12 protein-coding genes and 1 pseudogene are annotated in these 17,795 nt (G+C 69.5%); 2 read left to right on the forward strand and 11 right to left on the reverse strand.

The genetic code is table 11. The features are described from left to right. The 11 genes and pseudogenes from ABT026_RS22160 to acnA form a co-directional block, all read right to left on the reverse strand. Positions 1-92, reverse strand: a pseudogene (locus ABT026_RS22160) (sulfurtransferase); the annotation flags it as partial. Between the two features lie 111 nt (positions 93-203). Beyond that, complete coding sequence (locus ABT026_RS22165; RefSeq protein ID WP_351116641.1) at positions 204-1,715, reverse strand: amino acid permease; 1,512 nt, start codon at positions 1,713-1,715, stop codon at positions 204-206. A 243-nt stretch (positions 1,716-1,958) separates the two neighbouring features. After that, on the reverse strand, positions 1,959-3,884 hold the full coding sequence (gene dxs / locus ABT026_RS22170) for a 1-deoxy-D-xylulose-5-phosphate synthase (protein WP_351116643.1): 1,926 nt from the start codon (positions 3,882-3,884) through the stop codon (positions 1,959-1,961). Between the two features lie 222 nt (positions 3,885-4,106). Further along, complete coding sequence (locus ABT026_RS22175) at positions 4,107-5,405, reverse strand: sugar ABC transporter permease (RefSeq protein WP_351116645.1); 1,299 nt, start codon at positions 5,403-5,405, stop codon at positions 4,107-4,109. Beyond that, positions 5,402-6,193 carry an ATP-binding cassette domain-containing protein gene (locus ABT026_RS22180; protein ID WP_351116646.1) on the reverse strand — a complete coding sequence of 264 codons (792 nt, stop codon included), beginning with the start codon at positions 6,191-6,193 and terminating at the stop codon, positions 5,402-5,404. Before ABT026_RS22180 ends, ABT026_RS22175 begins: the two co-directional genes overlap by 4 nt. A gap of 274 nt (positions 6,194-6,467) precedes the next feature. Next, positions 6,468-7,523: a sugar ABC transporter substrate-binding protein gene (locus tag ABT026_RS22185; protein ID WP_502968026.1), complete on the reverse strand. Its 1,056-nt coding sequence runs from the start codon at positions 7,521-7,523 to the stop codon at positions 6,468-6,470. Between the two features lie 175 nt (positions 7,524-7,698). Further along, complete coding sequence (locus ABT026_RS22190) at positions 7,699-8,901, reverse strand: ROK family transcriptional regulator (protein WP_351116649.1); 1,203 nt, start codon at positions 8,899-8,901, stop codon at positions 7,699-7,701. Between the two features lie 204 nt (positions 8,902-9,105). Further along, positions 9,106-10,044 carry a carbohydrate ABC transporter permease gene (locus tag ABT026_RS22195; protein WP_351116651.1) on the reverse strand — a complete coding sequence of 313 codons (939 nt, stop codon included), beginning with the start codon at positions 10,042-10,044 and terminating at the stop codon, positions 9,106-9,108. Positions 10,045-10,049: 5 nt separating this feature from the next. Next, the gene (locus ABT026_RS22200; RefSeq protein WP_351116652.1) at positions 10,050-10,973 is read right to left on the reverse strand and encodes a carbohydrate ABC transporter permease; all 924 of its coding nucleotides are present in this window, start codon (positions 10,971-10,973) and stop codon (positions 10,050-10,052) included. A gap of 131 nt (positions 10,974-11,104) precedes the next feature. Next, complete coding sequence (gene ngcE, locus ABT026_RS22205; RefSeq protein WP_351116654.1) at positions 11,105-12,574, reverse strand: N-acetylglucosamine/diacetylchitobiose ABC transporter substrate-binding protein; 1,470 nt, start codon at positions 12,572-12,574, stop codon at positions 11,105-11,107. A gap of 369 nt (positions 12,575-12,943) precedes the next feature. After that, positions 12,944-15,676: an aconitate hydratase AcnA gene (gene acnA / locus ABT026_RS22210; RefSeq protein WP_351116655.1), complete on the reverse strand. Its 2,733-nt coding sequence runs from the start codon at positions 15,674-15,676 to the stop codon at positions 12,944-12,946. A 294-nt stretch (positions 15,677-15,970) separates the two neighbouring features. Here acnA and ABT026_RS22215 point away from each other — a divergent pair, with 294 nt between their 5' ends. Beyond that, complete coding sequence (locus ABT026_RS22215; protein WP_351116656.1) at positions 15,971-16,162, forward strand: DUF4236 domain-containing protein; 192 nt, start codon at positions 15,971-15,973, stop codon at positions 16,160-16,162. A gap of 94 nt (positions 16,163-16,256) precedes the next feature. After that, positions 16,257-17,786, forward strand: coding sequence for a UDP-N-acetylglucosamine 1-carboxyvinyltransferase (locus tag ABT026_RS22220; RefSeq protein WP_351116658.1), 1,530 nt, complete (start codon positions 16,257-16,259; stop codon positions 17,784-17,786). The last annotated feature ends 9 nt before the right edge of the window (positions 17,787-17,795 follow it).

Consider the following 17,795-nt stretch of genomic DNA (forward strand, 5'->3'; position numbering starts at 1 on the left):
GAACCGTCGAAGTTCTTCACGTTCTCCACGCCCAGCAGCTCGTGCAGCACGAACCAGGTCAGCGCGGAGCGCTCACCGATGCGGCAGTAGGCCCCGGGCCCGGGCCCGGGGCCGGGGCCGGGGCCGGGGCCGAACGCCGTGGGCCCCGGCGCGCGACGCGGCCCACGGCCCCCCGGGCCGGGCGGGCCCATGGGGCCGGTGGCTCAGTCGGACTGGGCGGCGGCGCGGGCCTCGGACTCGCGCCCCGGGGCCAGCAGGCTCTTGCGGCGGCTGTACGCGAAGTAGACGACGACACCGAGCGCCATCCACACCCCGAACCGGACCCAGGTCTCGGCCGGCAGGTTCAGCATCAGCCACACCGACGCCAGCACCGAGACGATCGGCAGCAGCGGAACCAGCGGGGTGCGGAAGGCCCGCGGCAGGTCGGGCCGGTTGCGGCGCAGGACGACGACGCTGATCGCGACCACCACGAAGGCGAAGAGGGTACCGATGTTCACCAGCTCGGCCAGCACGCTGAGCCGGGTGAAGCCGGCGATCACCGCGATGGTCACACCGAGCAGGATGGTCGGCCGGTAGGGGGTCTTGAAGCGCGGGTGGACATGGGAGAAGAACCGGGGCAGCAGCCCGTCACGGCTCATCGCGAAGAAGACCCGGGTCTGTCCGAGCAGCAGGATCATGCAGACCGTGGTGAGGCCGATCGCCGCGCCGAAGCTGATGACGCCGGCGAAGAAGGGGTGTCCGGTCGCCTTGAACGCGTCGGCGAGCGGCGCGTCGACGGAGAGCTTGGTGTAGTGCTGCATGCCGGTGACCACGATCGACACCAGCACGTAGAGCGTGGTGCAGATGGCGAGGGAGCCCAGGATGCCGCGCGGCATGTCACGCTGCGGGTTGCGGGTCTCCTCGGCCGCGGTCGCGACGACGTCGAAGCCGATGAAGGCGAAGAAGACCACCGAGGCGGCGGTGAAGATGCCCAGGACGCCGAAGTTGGCGGGGGCGAAGCCGAAGATCAGCTGGATCAGCGGGGCGTGGAGGCCGCCGCCCGCCTCCTGGGGGACGGGAGCGGGGATGAAGGGGCGGTAGTTCTCGGCCTTGACGAAGAAGGCGCCCGCGACGATCACCAGCAGCACCACGCCCACCTTGATGGCGACCACCACGGAGGTGATCCGGGCGGACAGCTTCATCCCGACGACCAGGACCGCGGTGAGCACCAGCACCAGCAGCGCCGCGAAGAGGTCGAAGCCGAAGCCCTCGACGCCGTCCCGGCCGGAGAGAACGGCCGGCATCGTCCAGCCCGCGTTCTCCAGCAGGGAGCGGATGTAGCCGGACCAGCCGACCGCCACCACCGCCGTGCCGAGCGCGAACTCCAGGACCAGGTCCCAGCCGATGATCCAGGCGGGCAGCTCGCCCAGGGAGGTGTAGGAGAAGGTGTACGCCGATCCGGCGACCGGCACGGTGGAGGCGAACTCCGCGTAGCAGAGCGCGGCGAGGGCGCAGACCACGCCGGCGATCACGAAGGCGATCGCCGTCGCGGGCCCGGCGGTCTCCTTGGCGACGGCCCCGGTGAGGACGAAGATGCCGGTGCCGATGACGACGCCGACGCCGAAAACGGTCAGGTCCAGCGCGGAGAGGGACTTCTTCAGCCGGTGTTCCGGATGTTCCGTCCCCTCGATGGAGTGCTCGACCTTCTTCGTCCTGAAGAGGCTGCTGCTGCTCACGTCATTCCTCCCATGGGTCCCCGACACGGTCGGAGGGTGCCTTCCCTCTTCCCCGAATTCCGCCGCTCAGGACACCCCGTCCGGTTTGTCACCGGGATGAGCGAAGAGCCCGGCGGAACCGGCCCAGTCGCCCCGCCGGGACCGGCCGGGAGGACGCCGTCGCGGAGCGGGGCAGGAAACCGCAGGGCCCCGGACGCGAGGCGTCCGGGGCCCTGCGGGGGCGCGGGAGGGTGTCGGCGCGTGTCAGCCGCGGCGGGAGCCCGCCTTGGCCGGGGCGGCCTCGAAGCCCTCGCGGCCGTCGAGCTGGGAGACCAGCCCGGTGACCTGGCGGGCGATGTCCGGCGCGGTGAGCCCGATCTCGGTGAGGACCTCGGCGCGCGAGGCGTGGTCCAGGAACTGCGGCGGGATGCCGAAGTCGCGCAGCGGGACGTCGACGCCCGCGTCGCGCAGCGCCTGGGCGACGGCCGAGCCGACGCCGCCGACTCGGGAGTTGTCCTCGACGGTGACGACCACGCGGTGCTTCGCCGCGAGCGGCGCCATCTGCTCGTCCACCGGCTTGACCCAGCGCGGGTCGACGACGGTGGTGGAGATGCCCTGCTTCTCGAGCAGGGAGGCGATCTCCAGGCACATCGGGGCCAGCGCGCCCACCGAGACCAGCAGCACGTCCGGCCGCTCGGCGCCCGCCTCGCGGAGCACGTCCATCCCGCCGACGCGGCCCACTGCCGGCACGGCGGGGCCGACGGCGCCCTTGGAGAAGCGGACCACCGTCGGCGCGTCGTCGACCTCGACGGCCTCGCGCAGCTGGGCGCGGACCTGGTCGGCGTCGCGCGGGGCGGCGAGCCGCAGGCCGGGGACGACCTGGAGGATCGACATGTCCCACATGCCGTTGTGGGAGGCGCCGTCGGTGCCGGTCACGCCGGCCCGGTCCAGCACGAACGTCACACCGCACTTGTGCAGCGCGACGTCCATCAGCACCTGGTCGAAGGCGCGGTTGAGGAAGGTCGCGTAGACCGCGAAGACCGGGTGCAGGCCGCCGGTGGCCAGGCCGGCCGCGGAGACCGCGCCGTGCTGCTCGGCGATGCCGACGTCGAAGACCCGCTCGGGGAACTCCTGGGCGAACTTGTCCAGGCCGACCGGCTGGAGCATCGCGGCGGTGATCGCGACGATGTCCTCGCGCTCCTTGCCGAGCGCGACCATCTCCTCGCCGAAGACGGACGTCCAGTCGGCGCCGGCGGTGGCGACCGGCAGGCCGGTGTCCGGGTGGATCTTGCCGACGGCGTGGAAACGATCCGCCTCGTCCTCGAGCGCCGGGCGGTAGCCGCGGCCCTTCTCGGTGAGGCAGTGCACGATGACCGGGCCGTTGAACCGCTTGGCGCGGGCCAGCGCGGACTCCAGCGCCTCGATGTCGTGGCCGTCGATCGGACCGACGTACTTCAGGCCGAGGTCCTCGAACATGCCCTGCGGCGCGATGAAGTCCTTGAGGCCCTTCTTGGCGCCGTGCAGCGTGTCGTAGAGCGGGCGGCCGACCACCGGGGTCTTCTCCAGCACCTCCTTGGTACGGGCGAGGAAGCGCTCGTAGCCGTCGGTGGTGCGCAGCGTGGCCAGGTGGTTGGCGAGGCCGCCGATGGTGGGCGCGTAGGAGCGCTCGTTGTCGTTGACCACGATGACCAGCGGGCGGTCCTTGGCGGCGGCGATGTTGTTCAGCGCCTCCCAGGCCATGCCGCCGGTGAGGGCGCCGTCGCCGATGACGGCGACCACGTGGTCGTCCTTGCGGAGGACCTCGTTGGCCTTGGCCAGTCCGTCGGCCCAGCCGAGGACGGTGGAGGCGTGCGAGTTCTCGATGACGTCGTGCTCGGACTCGGCCTGCGAGGGGTAGCCGGAGAGGCCGCCCTTCATCTTCAGGCGGGAGAAGTCCTGCCGCCCGGTGAGCAGCTTGTGGACGTAGGACTGGTGACCGGTGTCCCAGAGGATCTTGTCCCGTGGGGATTCGAACACCCGGTGCAGAGCGATGGTGAGCTCCACCACGCCGAGGTTGGGGCCGAGGTGGCCGCCGGTCTTGGAGACGGCGTCGACGAGGAAGGTCCGGATCTCCTCCGCCAGCTGGTCAAGCTGCGCCGGGGTGAGCCGGTCCAGATCGCGCGGTCCCCTGATGCGGGTCAGCAGCGGCACCCGTGCCTCCTTGCAGTAGAGCTGTTGAGCGTTGCGGGGCCTGTCGAGTCTAATGTTCCCCTCCTGCTCCCGCAGGACTGCCCCGTGCGTCCTGACGACTGAACGTGCGGGCGGGAGGGGCGGTTCCCGGGTGGCGGACCCGGCGACGGCTGCGTCGTCCGGGGGAAAACGCCGGTGCCCGGCATCACGAGGACGCCGGGCACCGCGGGCTGGGATCGGGCGTCAGGCCCGGCCCGCCGCCTTCTGGCTCCGCCGGGAGACGGAGTCGATGACGACCGCGCCGAGCAGGACGGCGCCGGTGATCATGTACTGGATCGAGGCCTCCATGTTCAGCAGGGACAGGCCCGTGCTGATCGACTGGATGACCAGCATGCCCAGCAGCGCCGACCACACGGTGCCCCGGCCGCCGAAGAGGCTGGTGCCGCCGATGACCGCCGCGGCGATCGCCAGCATCAGGGTGTTGCCGCCGCCCGCCAGCATGGTGGCGCTGGAGGTCTGGCCGGCGAAGAACATGCCGCCGATGGCCGCGAAACCGCCCGCGATGGCGAAGACGGTGATGCGGACGAGCTCGACGTTGATGCCCGCGCGGCGGGCCGCCTCGACGCCGCCGCCGACCGCGAAGACCTTGCGGCCGAACGAGGTACGGCGCAGGATGAAGTCGACGATCACCAGGCAGATCAGGAAGATCACCAGCGCGTTGGGCACGCCCGCGGAGCTGTTGAACACCATGGCCGCGGCGAAGGAGACGATCGCGAGGGCGACCACGCGCAGCACGATCTCGCTGGTCGGGCGGAAGGGGACGCCGGCCGCGCGGCGGCGGCGCTGGTCCATGAAGGAGCCGACGAGCAGGGACAGGACGGCGAGGCCGGCCAGCAGGTAGGCGCCGGCGACGTCCTGGTCGAGCAGGAAGGACGCCTTGCCCAGCAGGCGCACCGGGCCCTCGTCGGAGGGGATGTTGATGGTGCCGCTGGAGCCGAGGAGCCACAGCATGAGGCCGTTCCAGCCGAGGAAGCCGGCCAGGGTGACGACGAACGCGGGCACGCCTATCTTGGCGAAGAACCAGCCGTGCAGCGCGCCGATGGCGACACCGGTGAAGATCGTGAGCAGCAGGGCCAGCCAGGCGTCCATGCCGTGCTTGGTCACCACGACGGCGAACACGGCGGAGGCCAGGCCGCTGACCGAGCCGACCGACAGGTCGATCTCGCCGAGCAGCAGCACGAAGACCAGGCCGATGGCCAGCATGCCGGTGGCGGCCATGTAGTAGCCGATGTTCGACAGGTTGTCGGCGCTCAGGAAGCGGTCGTTGTTGAGCTGGAAGACCGTCGCGATGACGATCAGGCCGATGACGACCGGGATGGAGCCCAGCTCACCGCCCTTGACCTTGCGCTTGAACTCGGTGATGTAGCCCTTGAAGCCCTCTTCGCGCACCAGCAGGCGGGGGTCGACGGCGGGGGCCGCCGCCGCGGCGGCGGTGGGGTCCTCGGCCGGGGCCGGGGTGGGGGTCTTGGTCGTGTCGCTCACTTTGCCGCCTCCGTGGTGCGACGCCCCGCGCGACGGGTCACGGCGTTGTCCGTGGCGCCCGTGATGGCGGCGATGATCTCTTCGTGGCTGGTGTCCTTCACGGGGAAGGTGCCGTTGTTCTTGCCCAGGCGCAGCACGGCGACGGTGTCGGCGACAGCCTTGACGTCGGCCATGTTGTGGCTGATGAGGATGACGCCGAGGCCGCGCTCGCGCAGCCGCTCGACCAGGTCGAGGACCTGGGCGGTCTGCTCGACGCCGAGGGCGGCGGTGGGCTCGTCCAGGATGACGATCTTGGGCTCGCCGATCAGGGCGCGCGCGATGGCGACGACCTGACGCTGACCGCCGGAGAGGCCGGCGATCGGGATGCGGACGCTCGGGATGCGGATGGACAGCGTGCTCAGCAGCTCGCGGGCCTTCTGCTCCATGGTGACCTCGTCGAGCACGCCGCGACGGCGCAGCTCACGACCGAGGTAGAGGTTGCCGACGACGTCCAGGTTGTCGCACAGGGCGAGGTCCTGGTAGACGGTCGCGACGCCGAGTTCCTGAGCGTCGTGGGGCTTGTGGATCTGGACCGGGCGGCCCTCCCACTCGATGGCGCCCTCGTCGATGGGGTGGACGCCGGCGATCGCCTTGACGAGCGTCGACTTTCCGGCGCCGTTGTCGCCGACCAGCGCGACGACTTCTCCGGCGTGGACCTCCAGGTGGACGTCGGTGAGGGCCTGAACCGCACCGAATCGCTTGGAGGCTCCGCGCAACGCCAGCACGGGCGTAGCGGACACGTGAATCATCTCCTTCGCCGCCTGACCCGGCGGGGATGCCGCGTTCCGGGGGGCAGAACGCGGTGGGGTGTGCGAACGCACAGGATGTACGGGGTGGACGCGCGCTCGTGGGGGCGCGCTCCGGAGGTGTGCCGACCGGCCACTGCCCCGTCCCGTCCCGAGGGGGACGGGACGGGGCAAGGGCCGGGCGGGGCGGGCGGCGGGAGGGACGGGGTGACCCTGGCGTCTCCCGCCGCCGGGCCCGTCCGGCCGCCCTCGCGGGGCGGCCGGACGGTGCCGGGTGTTACTTGAGGCCGGCCTTCTCGCAGGCCTTGGCGAACTCGCCGGAGCAGATCTCCTCGACCGTGTACAGCTTGTCCTTGACCACGGTGTCCGCGATGTTCTTCTGGGTCACGGAGACCGGGTCCAGCAGCTGGGCGGGGACCTTGTCGCCGGAGCCGCTGGTGACCTCGGCGGAGGCCAGGGACTTGATGTCGTCACCGTCGAGCAGCTTGACCGCGAGCTCGGCGGCGGCCTCAGCCTGCGGCTTGAACGCCTTGTAGACGGTGGCGTACTGGGTGCCGGCGACGATCCGCTGGATGGCCGCGAGCTCCGCGTCCTGACCGGTCAGCGGGAGGTCGCCGAGGCCCTCGCCCTTGAGGACGTTGGCGATGCCACCGGCCATGCCGTCGTTGGCCGAGTAGACGCCGGCGATCTTCTTCTTGCCGAGCTGGGTGATCGCGGCGGACATCTTCTCCGCGGCGACCGTGTCCTTCCAGAGGCCGGTCTGCTCGTAGGCGATGTCGACCTTGCCGTCCAGGGCGCTGTGGGCGCCCTTCTTGAACTGGGCGGCGTTCGGGTCGGCGTCGTCACCGTTGATCATGACGATCTTCGACTTCGGGGTCGCCTTGTCGCCCATGCCCTCGAGCAGGGCCTCGCCCTGGAGCTGGCCGACCTTCTCGTTGTCGAAGGAGACGTAGGCGGACACCGGGCCCTGGGCGAGGCGGTCGTACGCGATGACCTTGACGCCCTTGGACTTGGCCTCCTCCACCGAGGACTTGATGGCGGCGGAGTCCTGCGCGCTGACCACGATCACCTTGACGCCCTTGGTGATCATGTCGCTGACCTGCTGCGCCTGCTTGTTGGGGTCGGCGCCGGCGTTCGCGTACTCGACGGTGCAGTCGGAGCAGAGCGCCTGGACCTTGGCCTCGAAGTAAGGCTTGTCGAACTTCTCGTACCGCGCGGTGACGGTGTCGGGCAGCAGCAGACCGATGGACTTGCCACCCTTGTCGCCCGACGCGCCCTTGTCCTTGGCGTCGTCGTCGCCGGCCTTGCCACAGGCGGTCATGGCCAGAGCCATGGAAACAGCGGCAGCGCCGATCACAACGCCACGAATCTTGCTGTTCATAAGAGGAGTGCCTCCCTGACGCGGCCGCACCGTCGCGGCCGAGGTAAGTGACCGAAGTCAACAAGATTTTCTGGTTTGGCGTCAAGAAGTGAATACTTAACGGTATTGCAACGACGGAGTGTGTTCTCTAAGTGAACGAGTTCGAGACGGAGCGTAGCGGCGTGCCTCCGAGCAGGGCCGCGTCGCCGACCTCGTTCAGGGCGAGCGCGAGCGCGCCCAGCACCTCGGCCCTGCCGCCGAGCCCGCCGGGCACCACGGACAGCTGCCGGGCGGCGCTCGGGATCGCGTAGCGGCCCACCGACTCGCGGATCGGGCCCAGCATCAGCTCCCCCGCCTCGGCGAGGTCCCCGCCGATCACGATCCGGCCGGGGTTGAGCAGGTTGCAGAGATTGGCCACCCCGCTGCCCACATGGCGCCCGATGTCGCCGATCACCCGCCGGCACCCCGGATCGCCCTCCTTGGCCAGGCGCACCATGGACTCCATGGTCAGTTCCGGGCCGTGGGTGGGCTGGAGCAGCGGCAGCACGTAGCGGGCCGCGGTGAAGGTCTCCAGGCAGCCGCGGTTGCCGCAGCGGCACACCGGGCCCGACTCGTCGAGCGTGATGTGCCCGATCTCCCCCGCCGTGCCGCCGGGGCCGCGGTAGATCTTGCCGTCGATGACCAGGCCGGCGCCGACGCCGCTGGCCACCTTGATGTAGGCCAGATCCCTGACGCCCCGGCCGCTGCCCCAGGTCAGCTCACCGAGCGCGCCGAGGTTGGCATCGTTGTCGACATGGACCGGAACGCCCAGCCTGGACTCGAGCTCCTCGGCCGGGCGGGTACCGCGCCAGCCGGGGAGGATGGCCGTGGAGCCGAGCGTGCCGGACTGGAGGTCTATGGGGCCGGGCACGCCCAGGCCGACCCCGGCGATCTTGCCGCGGTCGGCGCCGACGCTCTCGGCCAGGCGGCGCACCAGCTGCTCGGCCCGGTCGAAGCCCTGGTCCGCGGAGACGTCCACGTCCAGCGGCTCGGTCTCCTCGGCCAGCACCTGGTGGGCCAGGTTGCCCAGCGCCACGCGCAGGTGGGAGTGACCGAAGTCGATGCCGACCACGATCCCGGCGTCCCCGCTCAGCGAGACCGACCGCGCGCGGCGGCCGCCGGCCGAGGTGGGGGTCACCTCGACCATCCCGGCGTCCTTCAGTTCCCGGACGATGTTCGACACGGTCGCCGCCGACAGACCGGTGGTCCGGGCGATCTCCGCCTGGGTCAGGGATCCGGCGAGACGTACCGCTCTGACCACTCTCTCCAGGTTTGCCCGGTGCAGTGACGACTGCGAGCCTGGAGTCTCCACGGTGACCTCCCGCACGGGGCCGCTCCGGCGAGGCCCCGCCTTGTCCAACTAGTGAAGTCCAAGCTGATCGGTTGGCCCACCGTTGCGTCAAGAGGTGGAACCAGATCGTTGAACGGGAGGCGAACTCCGGGGGTCTGCTTGCGGCCGCTTCCGGGTGCTTCGTGCCGCTTACGGCCGCCGGACCGAGCGGTCCGGCGGCCCCCGTCACTTCAGCGCGCCCGCGGTGAGGCCCTGGACGACCTGCCGCTGGAAGACGATGTACGCGCCGAGCACCGGCAGCATCGCCAGCACCAGGCCGGCGAAGAGCGCCGCCCAGTCGCTCTTGTAGCCCGCGACGGCCGTCATCTGCACCAGTCCCTGCGTGAGCACCTTGTGGTCCTCCTCGGTGTTGAGCACCGTGGGCAGCATGTACTGGTTCCACTGGCCGAGGAAGTTGAAGATCCCGACGCTGATCAGGCCGGGCTTCGCCATCGGCAGCATCACCTGGAAGAACGTCCGGGTGTGCGAGGCCCCGTCGACGAAGGCGGCCTCCGCGATCGAGGTGGGCAGCGTGCGGAAGAAGGAGGTCAGGAAGAAGACGGTGAACGGCAGCGAGTACGCGATGTAGACCAGGATCAGCCCGTGGGTGGTGTTGAGCAGGCCGATGTTGTTCACCACGTAGAACAGCGGCACCAGGGCGAGCATCACCGGAAAGCTCATCCCGCCGACGAACAGGAAGTAGACGAACCGGTTGCCCGGGAAGTCGAACCGGGCCAGCACGTACGCCGCCATGGAGCCGAGCACCAGCGTGCCGGTCAGCGAACAGCCCACCACGACGACCGTGTTGAAGAAGTAGTCGCCGATCTGCGCCTCGGTCCACGCCCGCGTGAAGTTGTCGAAGTGCAGGCTGTCCGGGAGCGACCAGGGCGAGCTGATGATGGCCCGGTTGTCCTTGAAGGCGGTCATCACGGCCCACAGCAGCGGCAGGGTGACCATGATCGCCCACAGCACCAGCACGCCGTGCGAGAAGACGTTGAGGACCTTGCCCTCGCCCTCCTTGGTCCGGCGCGCGGGGCGGTCCGGACGCTCGGAGGCGCGGGTGGTCAGGGCGCCGGGGCCGGGGAGGACGGCGTCGTCGCCGGGCGGCGGGGTGTCGGTCTTCATCTCTCTCAGTACTCCAGCCGCTCGCGGCGGCCCAGTCGCATCACGAGCGCGGAGAACGCCAGCGTGACGACGAGCAGGGCGACGCCGATGGTGGTCGCGTAGGCGGCCTGACCGTCACGGAACGCCTTCTGGTACACGTACAGGACCATGACGGTGGTCGAGTAGTCGGGTCCGCCGGGGCCGACGGTCATGATCTGCACCACGGCGAACGACTCGGCGCCCAGGGCCAGGATGCCGATGTAGACCCAGCCGGACTGCACGGTGTCCCACAGCAGCGGCAGGGTCACCTTGAAGAAGGTGGTGACCCGGCTCGCGCCGTCCAGCAGGGCGGCCTCGTAGAGCTCGGCGGGGATGGAGGCCATGCCGGCCGAGAACAGCACCACGAAGAACCCGACCGTCGCCCAGACCACCACGGCCATCACGCACCACAGGGCCAGGTCGGGGTCGCCCAGCCATTCGGGCTGCGCGTCCAGTCCGATCCCCGACAGCAGGGCGTTCAGCACGCCGCTGCGCGGGTTGTAGATGAACTGGAAGAGCAGGGCGACGATGACGATCGACAGCACCTGCGGGAAGAAGTAGACGATCTTGTAGAACGACGATCCGCGCACGCCGGTGATCGCCGGACCACCGCGCCGCTTGCGTCCGCCCACGTTGACCATGAAGGCCAGGAACAGCGCCAGCCCGATGGTCACCAGCGGGACGACCAACGCGAACAGCACGCTGTGCCAGAGCGACCTCCAGAAGACGTCGTCCTCGACCATGCGCGTGTAGTTGTCGATCCCCACCATGGAGAACTCCGGGCTCAGGCCGGACCAGTTGGTGAAGGAGTAGAAGATCGACTGGATGAAGGGCCAGACGACGAAGATGGCGTACAACGCCAGGGGGACCGTCAGGAACCCGACGACGAAGCGGTACTTACCGTGCTGCATCCGCTGGTGACCCGATCTGTGCGGCGGTGGGTACGGCGGTGGAGACCTCCGCCGGGCGCGGTCCGCGCGTCGGGTGACGGACGGACCACGCCCGGCGGACGGGCTCACAGGGCTCGCTCAGGTGCGCTTGCTCAGGTGTGCTTGTAGTGCTTGATGGAGTCGTCCTTGGCCGCCTCGTCGGCGTAGCCCTGGATCTTCTTGATCGCCTCGGCCGGGGTCAGCCGGCCCGCCATCATCTCGCCGATGCCGCCGGTGCCGATCTTCTCCTTCTGGAGGGCGACGTACCAGTCCTGGATGCGCGGGTTGAGGATGTTGTCGCCCGCCTTCTCCAGCGCGGCGACACCCGACTTCAGGCCCGGGGTCAGCTCGATGCCGTCGGTGCCGCCGTCCAGCGCGGACAGCGACTTCACCTTGGAGGTGAAGTTCTTCGACGACTCCTCGCTGAGCATGATGCGCAGCTGCTCCATGCCGCCGGAGGGGTTCTTGGCCTTGGCCGGGACGACGAAGGGCTCGGCGCCGGACGCCCACAGGGTGCCGAAGGGCATCTTGTCGGAGCTGTCCAGGCCGGAGGGGGCTCCTATCGACACCCCGAAGTCGGCCGGGATGACGTCCGCCGACTCGTTCTCCACCCACGAGCCGTTCGGGATGAACAGCGCCTTGCCCTCGGCCCAGGCCGCCTGCGACTGGGTGTGCGAGAGGCCCGGCGTGCCCTTGAGGATGTAGCCCTTGCGGTAGAGCTCGTAGTACGCCTCGAAGCAGGCCTTGACGGCCGGGTGCTTCCAGGCGTTGGGCTCCAGGTTGTCGATCGCCTTGAGCACGTCGGCGCCGCCGACCTTGCCGATCATCGCGTAGAGCGAGAAGGGGATGTAGTAGGGGTACTGGCCCGGGTAGGTCCAGCCCGCGGTGCCCTTCTTCTTCGCCTTGGCGCAGACGGCGAGCATGTCGTCCCAGGTCTCCGGGTACTCCACCTCGAGCTGGTCGAGGGCCTTCTGCGAGTACCAGACGCCGTAGGTGGTGTACGCGTAGTACATGATGTACACCGGGTCGCCGTCGAACTGGCCCATCTCGACGATGCCGGGCCGCAGCGTGTCGCGGACCTTCTTGGCCGGGTCGTCGTAGGACGGGGCGTCCAGCAGCGGGGTGAGGTCGGCGAGCTGCTTCTGGCCGACCAGGACGCCCATGTCCATCTGCTCGGCGCCGGAGTTGTCGATGAGGTCCGGCGGGGTGCCGCCGTTGAAGCGCGGCTGCAGGGTGGACTGGATCTTCAGGGTGGCGGTGAACTTCACCTTGGACTTGGGGAAGTTCTTCTCGTAGATCTTGACGGCGTCCTCGCCGTACTCCTTGCCGAACCCGCCGTTGAAGAGGACGAACTCCATCGGGGCGCTCGCCGTGACACCCAGGGGGTTCTTGGCGGTCTTCGGTCCCTGCCCGGACGTGTCGGTCGCCTCGTCCCCGCCGCCGCTGGCGCAGGCGGAGAGGAAGCCCGTGGCCGGCACGGCTGCCAGGCCGAGCGCGGCGGACCGCTTGATGAGGTCACGGCGTCCTACGCCGTCGACCGCACCGGTCGTGTTGTTCTCGGCATCGGCGGAAGTGGATCCCATGCGCAAAGTCCTCGCCTTCTCCAGGACTCAGGCGGTGAACCGGTTCCTCCCCGGCACCGCGGTCGGTCGAGCTGGGTCGTGCAGGGGTGGTGCGAGTGGTGCGGGTGGTGTCAGAAACACATACAGCGTCAGGGCCCCGGCAGGGGCGGAAGGCTGGGGCTTCGGTGTGTTGCCCTCCCCCGTCCCTCTCCCGGACCCGGCCGATGCCCGACAGGTATAGTCCACTCTCCGCGCGTGGACAAGATCGCGCACAGGGTTGCGACGGGTCTTTTCCTAGTTGAGACCTCCGGGTCACACCCCGCGAAAACGACGGCCGGGCCGCGTCCTCCCGGGAAGGAGGACGCGGCCCGGCCTGGTGCGGCGGAAGATCTACTTGCGGATCAGGCTGCGCAGCACGTACTGCATGATGCCGCCGTTGCGGTAGTAGTCGGCCTCGCCGGGGGTGTCGATGCGGACGACCGCGTCGAACTCCACACCGGTGTCGGTGGTGACCTTGACCGTGCGCGGCGTGGTGCCGTCGTTCAGCGCGGTCACGCCGGTGAAGGAGAAGGTCTCCTCGCCGGTGAGACCGAGGGTCGAGGCGGTCTGGCCCTCCGGGAACTGGAGCGGCAGGACGCCCATGCCGATGAGGTTCGAGCGGTGGATGCGCTCGTAGGACTCGGCGATGACGGCCTTGACGCCCAGCAGCGCGGTGCCCTTGGCCGCCCAGTCGCGGGACGAGCCGGAGCCGTACTCCTTGCCGGCCAGGACGACCAGCGGGGTGCCGGCGGCCTGGTAGTTCTGCGAGGCGTCGTAGATGAAGGCGACCGGGCCGCCGTCCTGCGTGAAGTCGCGGGTGTAGCCGCCCTCGGTGCCCGGCGCGATCTGGTTGCGCAGGCGGATGTTGGCGAACGTGCCGCGGATCATGACCTCGTGGTTGCCTCGGCGCGAGCCGTAGGAGTTGAAGTCACGACGCTCCACACCGTGCTCGGTGAGGTACTTGCCGGCCGGGGTGTCGGCCTTGATGGCGCCGGCCGGGGAGATGTGGTCGGTGGTGACCGAGTCGCCCAGCTTGGCCAGGACACGCGCGCCGGTGATGTCCTCGACCGGCGTGGTCTCCATGGTCATGCCCTCGAAGTACGGGGGCTTGCGCACGTAGGTGGACTGCGGGTCCCACTCGAAGGTGTTGCCGGTCGGGACGGGCAGCGCCTGCCACTGGGCGTCGCCCGCGAAGACGTCCTGGTAGGACTTGGAGAACATGTCCTCGCCGATGGCGGAGGCCACGACCTCGTTCACCTCGGCCTCGGAGGGCCAGATGTCCTTGAGGAAGACCGGGTTGCCGTCCTGGTCGACGCCCAGGGCGTCCTGGGTGATGTTCACCTTCATGGAGCCGGCCAGGGCGTACGCGACGACCAGCGGCGGGGACGCCAGGTAGTTCATCTTGACGTCCGGGTTGATCCGGCCCTCGAAGTTGCGGTTGCCGGAGAGCACCGAGGTGACCGCGAGGTCGTGCTCGTTGACCGCCTGGGAGACCTCGTCCGGCAGCGGGCCGGAGTTGCCGATGCAGGTGGTGCAGCCGTAGCCGACCAGGTTGAAGCCGACCTTGTCGAGGTAGGGGGTCAGGCCCGCCTTGTCGAAGTAGTCGGTGACGACCTTGGAGCCCGGGGCGAGGGTGGTCTTGACCCACGGCTTACGGGTCAGGCCCTTCTCGACCGCCTTCTTGGCCACCAGCGCGGCGGCGACCATGACGTACGGGTTCGAGGTGTTGGTGCAGGAGGTGATCGCGGCGACGGTCACGGCGCCGTGGTCCAGCTCGTAGGTCGTGCCGTCGGGGGCGGTGACGGGGACCGGCTTGGACGGGGTGGCGTCCGGGAGGGTCGACGGGGCGTCGGAGCCGGGGAAGGACTCGATGCTCGCCTCCATCTCGTCCGTCACGTAGTTGCGGACGTCCGTCTTGAACTGCTCAGCGGCGTTCGCCAGGACGATGCGGTCCTGCGGGCGCTTCGGGCCGGCGATCGACGGGACGACGGTGGACAGGTCCAGCTCGAGCTTCTCGGAGAAGTCCGGCTCGGCGGACGGGTCCAGCCAGAGGCCCTGCTCCTTGGCGTACGCCTCGACCAGCGCGACCTGCTGCTCGCTGCGGCCGGTGAGCTTGAGGTAGTTCAGCGTCTCGTCGTCGATCGGGAAGATCGCGGCGGTGGAGCCGAACTCCGGCGACATGTTGCCGATGGTGGCGCGGTTGGCCAGCGAGGTGGCGGCGACGCCCTCGCCGTAGAACTCGACGAACTTGCCGACGACGCCGTGCTTGCGCAGCATCTCGGTGATGGTGAGCACCAGGTCGGTGGCGGTGGTGCCGGGCTGAAGCTCGCCGGTCAGCTTGAAGCCGACGACGCGCGGGATCAGCATGGAGACCGGCTGGCCGAGCATCGCGGCCTCGGCCTCGATGCCGCCGACGCCCCAGCCGAGGACGCCGAGGCCGTTGACCATGGTGGTGTGCGAGTCGGTGCCGACCAGGGTGTCGGGGTAGGCCTGGCCGCCGCGGACCATGACCGTGCGGGCCAGGTGCTCGATGTTCACCTGGTGGACGATGCCGGTGCCCGGCGGGACGACCTTGAACTCGTCGAACGCGGTCTGGCCCCAGCGCAGGAACTGGTAGCGCTCGCGGTTGCGGCCGTACTCCAGCTCCACGTTCTGGGCGAACGCCTCGTGGGTGCCGAACTTGTCGGCGATGACCGAGTGGTCGATGACCAGCTCGGCCGGGGCCAGCGGGTTGATCTTCGACGGGTCGCCGCCGAGCTCCTTCACGGCCTCACGCATGGTGGCGAGGTCCACGACACAGGGCACGCCGGTGAAGTCCTGCATGATCACGCGGGCCGGCGTGAACTGGATCTCCTGCGAGGGCTGCGCCTGCGAGTCCCAGCCACCGAGCGCACGGATGTGGTCGGCGGTGATGTTCGCACCGTCCTCGGTGCGCAGCAGGTTCTCCAGCAGGACCTTGAGGCTGTACGGCAGGCGGGCCGAGCCCTCCACCTTGTCCAGCCGGAAGATCTCGTACGACTCGTCGCCCACCTGCAGCGTGCTGCGGGCGTCGAAGCTGTTCGCCGACACGACAGTCTCCTTCATTCATGTGCGCGTGACCGCGTCGCACCCGGGTGCGACCGGCGCCGCTCGGTGCCGCCACGCCGGGTTTGGCGATCAGCCAGGGCAAGGCTAAGTTAGGTAAGCCTTACCAGAGGACGGCGAGCGGCGTTCCTCCGACAGATATCTCGATGTCGAGATAACTCTAGTACATAGGGTCGGCCTGGTCATGCCCCGACCCCGTCCGGCATGGGGTCGCGACGGGAGAAGGGGCCATGCGAGGCCTCCCTCCGGGTATCCGCACGGAGACGAGTCCAAAAGACCCGAAGGGATCGAACCGTGCCGCTCACCTTCCGCAAGAGCTTCCGCATATGGCCCGGCGTGCGTCTGAACATCAACAAGAAGTCGTGGTCCCTGACGTTCGGCAACGGCGACGGCCCGCGCCACACCTACAACTCCAACGGCCGGCGGACCACCTCGATGGACCTGCCCGGCCCGTTCGGCTACCGCCACACCACCCGGCGGCGCTGACCCGTCGGCCGGACGGACCATTCCGTCACCCGTCCGGCCCTGCGGACCCCACCCCCGGGATGCGTCATCTCATATCTGAGATAGCCTCAGTCACATGGCAGACGACTATCTCGTACGCATCGGCCGCCTCATCCGTGACGCACGACAGCATCGCGGCTGGTCACAGGCGCAACTGGCGGAGGCCCTGGGCACCAGCCAGAGCGCCATCAACAGGGTCGAGCGCGGCAACCAGAACATCAGCCTTGAGATGATCGCCCGGATCGGCGAGGCTCTCGACAGCGAGATCGTCTCTCTGGGATACGCGGGGCCGATGCACCTGCGGGTGGTCGGCGGGCGCCGGCTCTCCGGCTCCATCGACGTCAAGACCAGCAAGAACGCCTGCGTGGCGCTGCTGTGCGGCTCGCTCCTCAACAAGGGCCGCACCACCCTGCGCCGGGTGGCCCGTATCGAGGAGGTCTACCGCCTGCTGGAGGTACTCAACTCCATCGGCGTACGGACCCGCTGGATCAACGACGGCGTGGACCTGGAGATCGTGCCGCCCGCCGAGCTGGACATGGCGTCCATCGACGCGGACGCGGCCCGCCGCACCCGCTCGATCATCATGTTCCTCGGCCCGCTGCTGCACCGCCTGGGCGACTTCAAGCTGCCCTACGCCGGCGGCTGCGACCTGGGCACCCGCACCATCGAGCCGCACATGATCGCGCTGCGCCGCTTCGGCCTGGACATCGCCGCCACCGAGGGCCTGTACCACGCCCAGGTGGACCGGACGATCACCCCGAACCGTCCGATCGTGCTGACTGAGCGCGGCGACACGGTGACCGAGAACGCCCTGCTGGCCGCCGCCCGCCACGACGGCGTCACCGTCATCCGCAACGCCTCGTCGAACTACATGGTCCAGGACCTGTGCTTCTTCCTGGAGGCGCTGGGGGTCAAGGTCGAGGGCATCGGCACCACCACGCTCACCGTGCACGGCGTGCCGGAGATCGACGTGGACGTCGACTACTCGCCCTCCGAGGACCCGGTCGAGGCGATGAGCCTGCTGGCCGCGGCGGTGGTCACCGAGTCCGAGCTGACCGTGCGGCGCGTGCCGATCGAGTTCCTGGAGATCGAGCTGGCCGTCCTGGAGGAGATGGGTCTCGACCACGACCGCTCCCCCGAGTACAGCGCCGACAACGGCCGCACCCGCCTGGTGGACCTCACCGTCCGGCCCTCCAAGCTGGAGGCGCCGATCGACAAGATCCACCCGATGCCGTTCCCGGGCCTGAACATCGACAACGTGCCGTTCTTCGCGGCCATCGCGGCCTCGGCGCAGGGCCAGACCCTCATCCACGACTGGGTCTACGACAACCGGGCCATCTACCTCACCGACCTCAACCGCCTCGGCGGCCGCCTCCAGCTCCTCGACCCGCACCGGGTCCTGGTCGACGGCCCCACCCGCTGGCGCGCCGCCGAGATGATGTGCCCGCCGGCGCTCCGCCCGGCCGTGGTCGTCCTCCTCGCGATGATGGCGGCCGAGGGCACGTCGGTGCTGCGCAACGTGTACGTCATCAACCGCGGCTACGAGGACCTCGCGGCCCGCCTCAACTCGGTGGGCGCGCAGATCGAGATCTTCCGCGACATCTGAGGTCAGGAC

The organism is Streptomyces sp. NPDC002734 (assembly GCF_040295685.1).
Classification (GTDB): domain Bacteria; phylum Actinomycetota; class Actinomycetes; order Streptomycetales; family Streptomycetaceae; genus Streptomyces.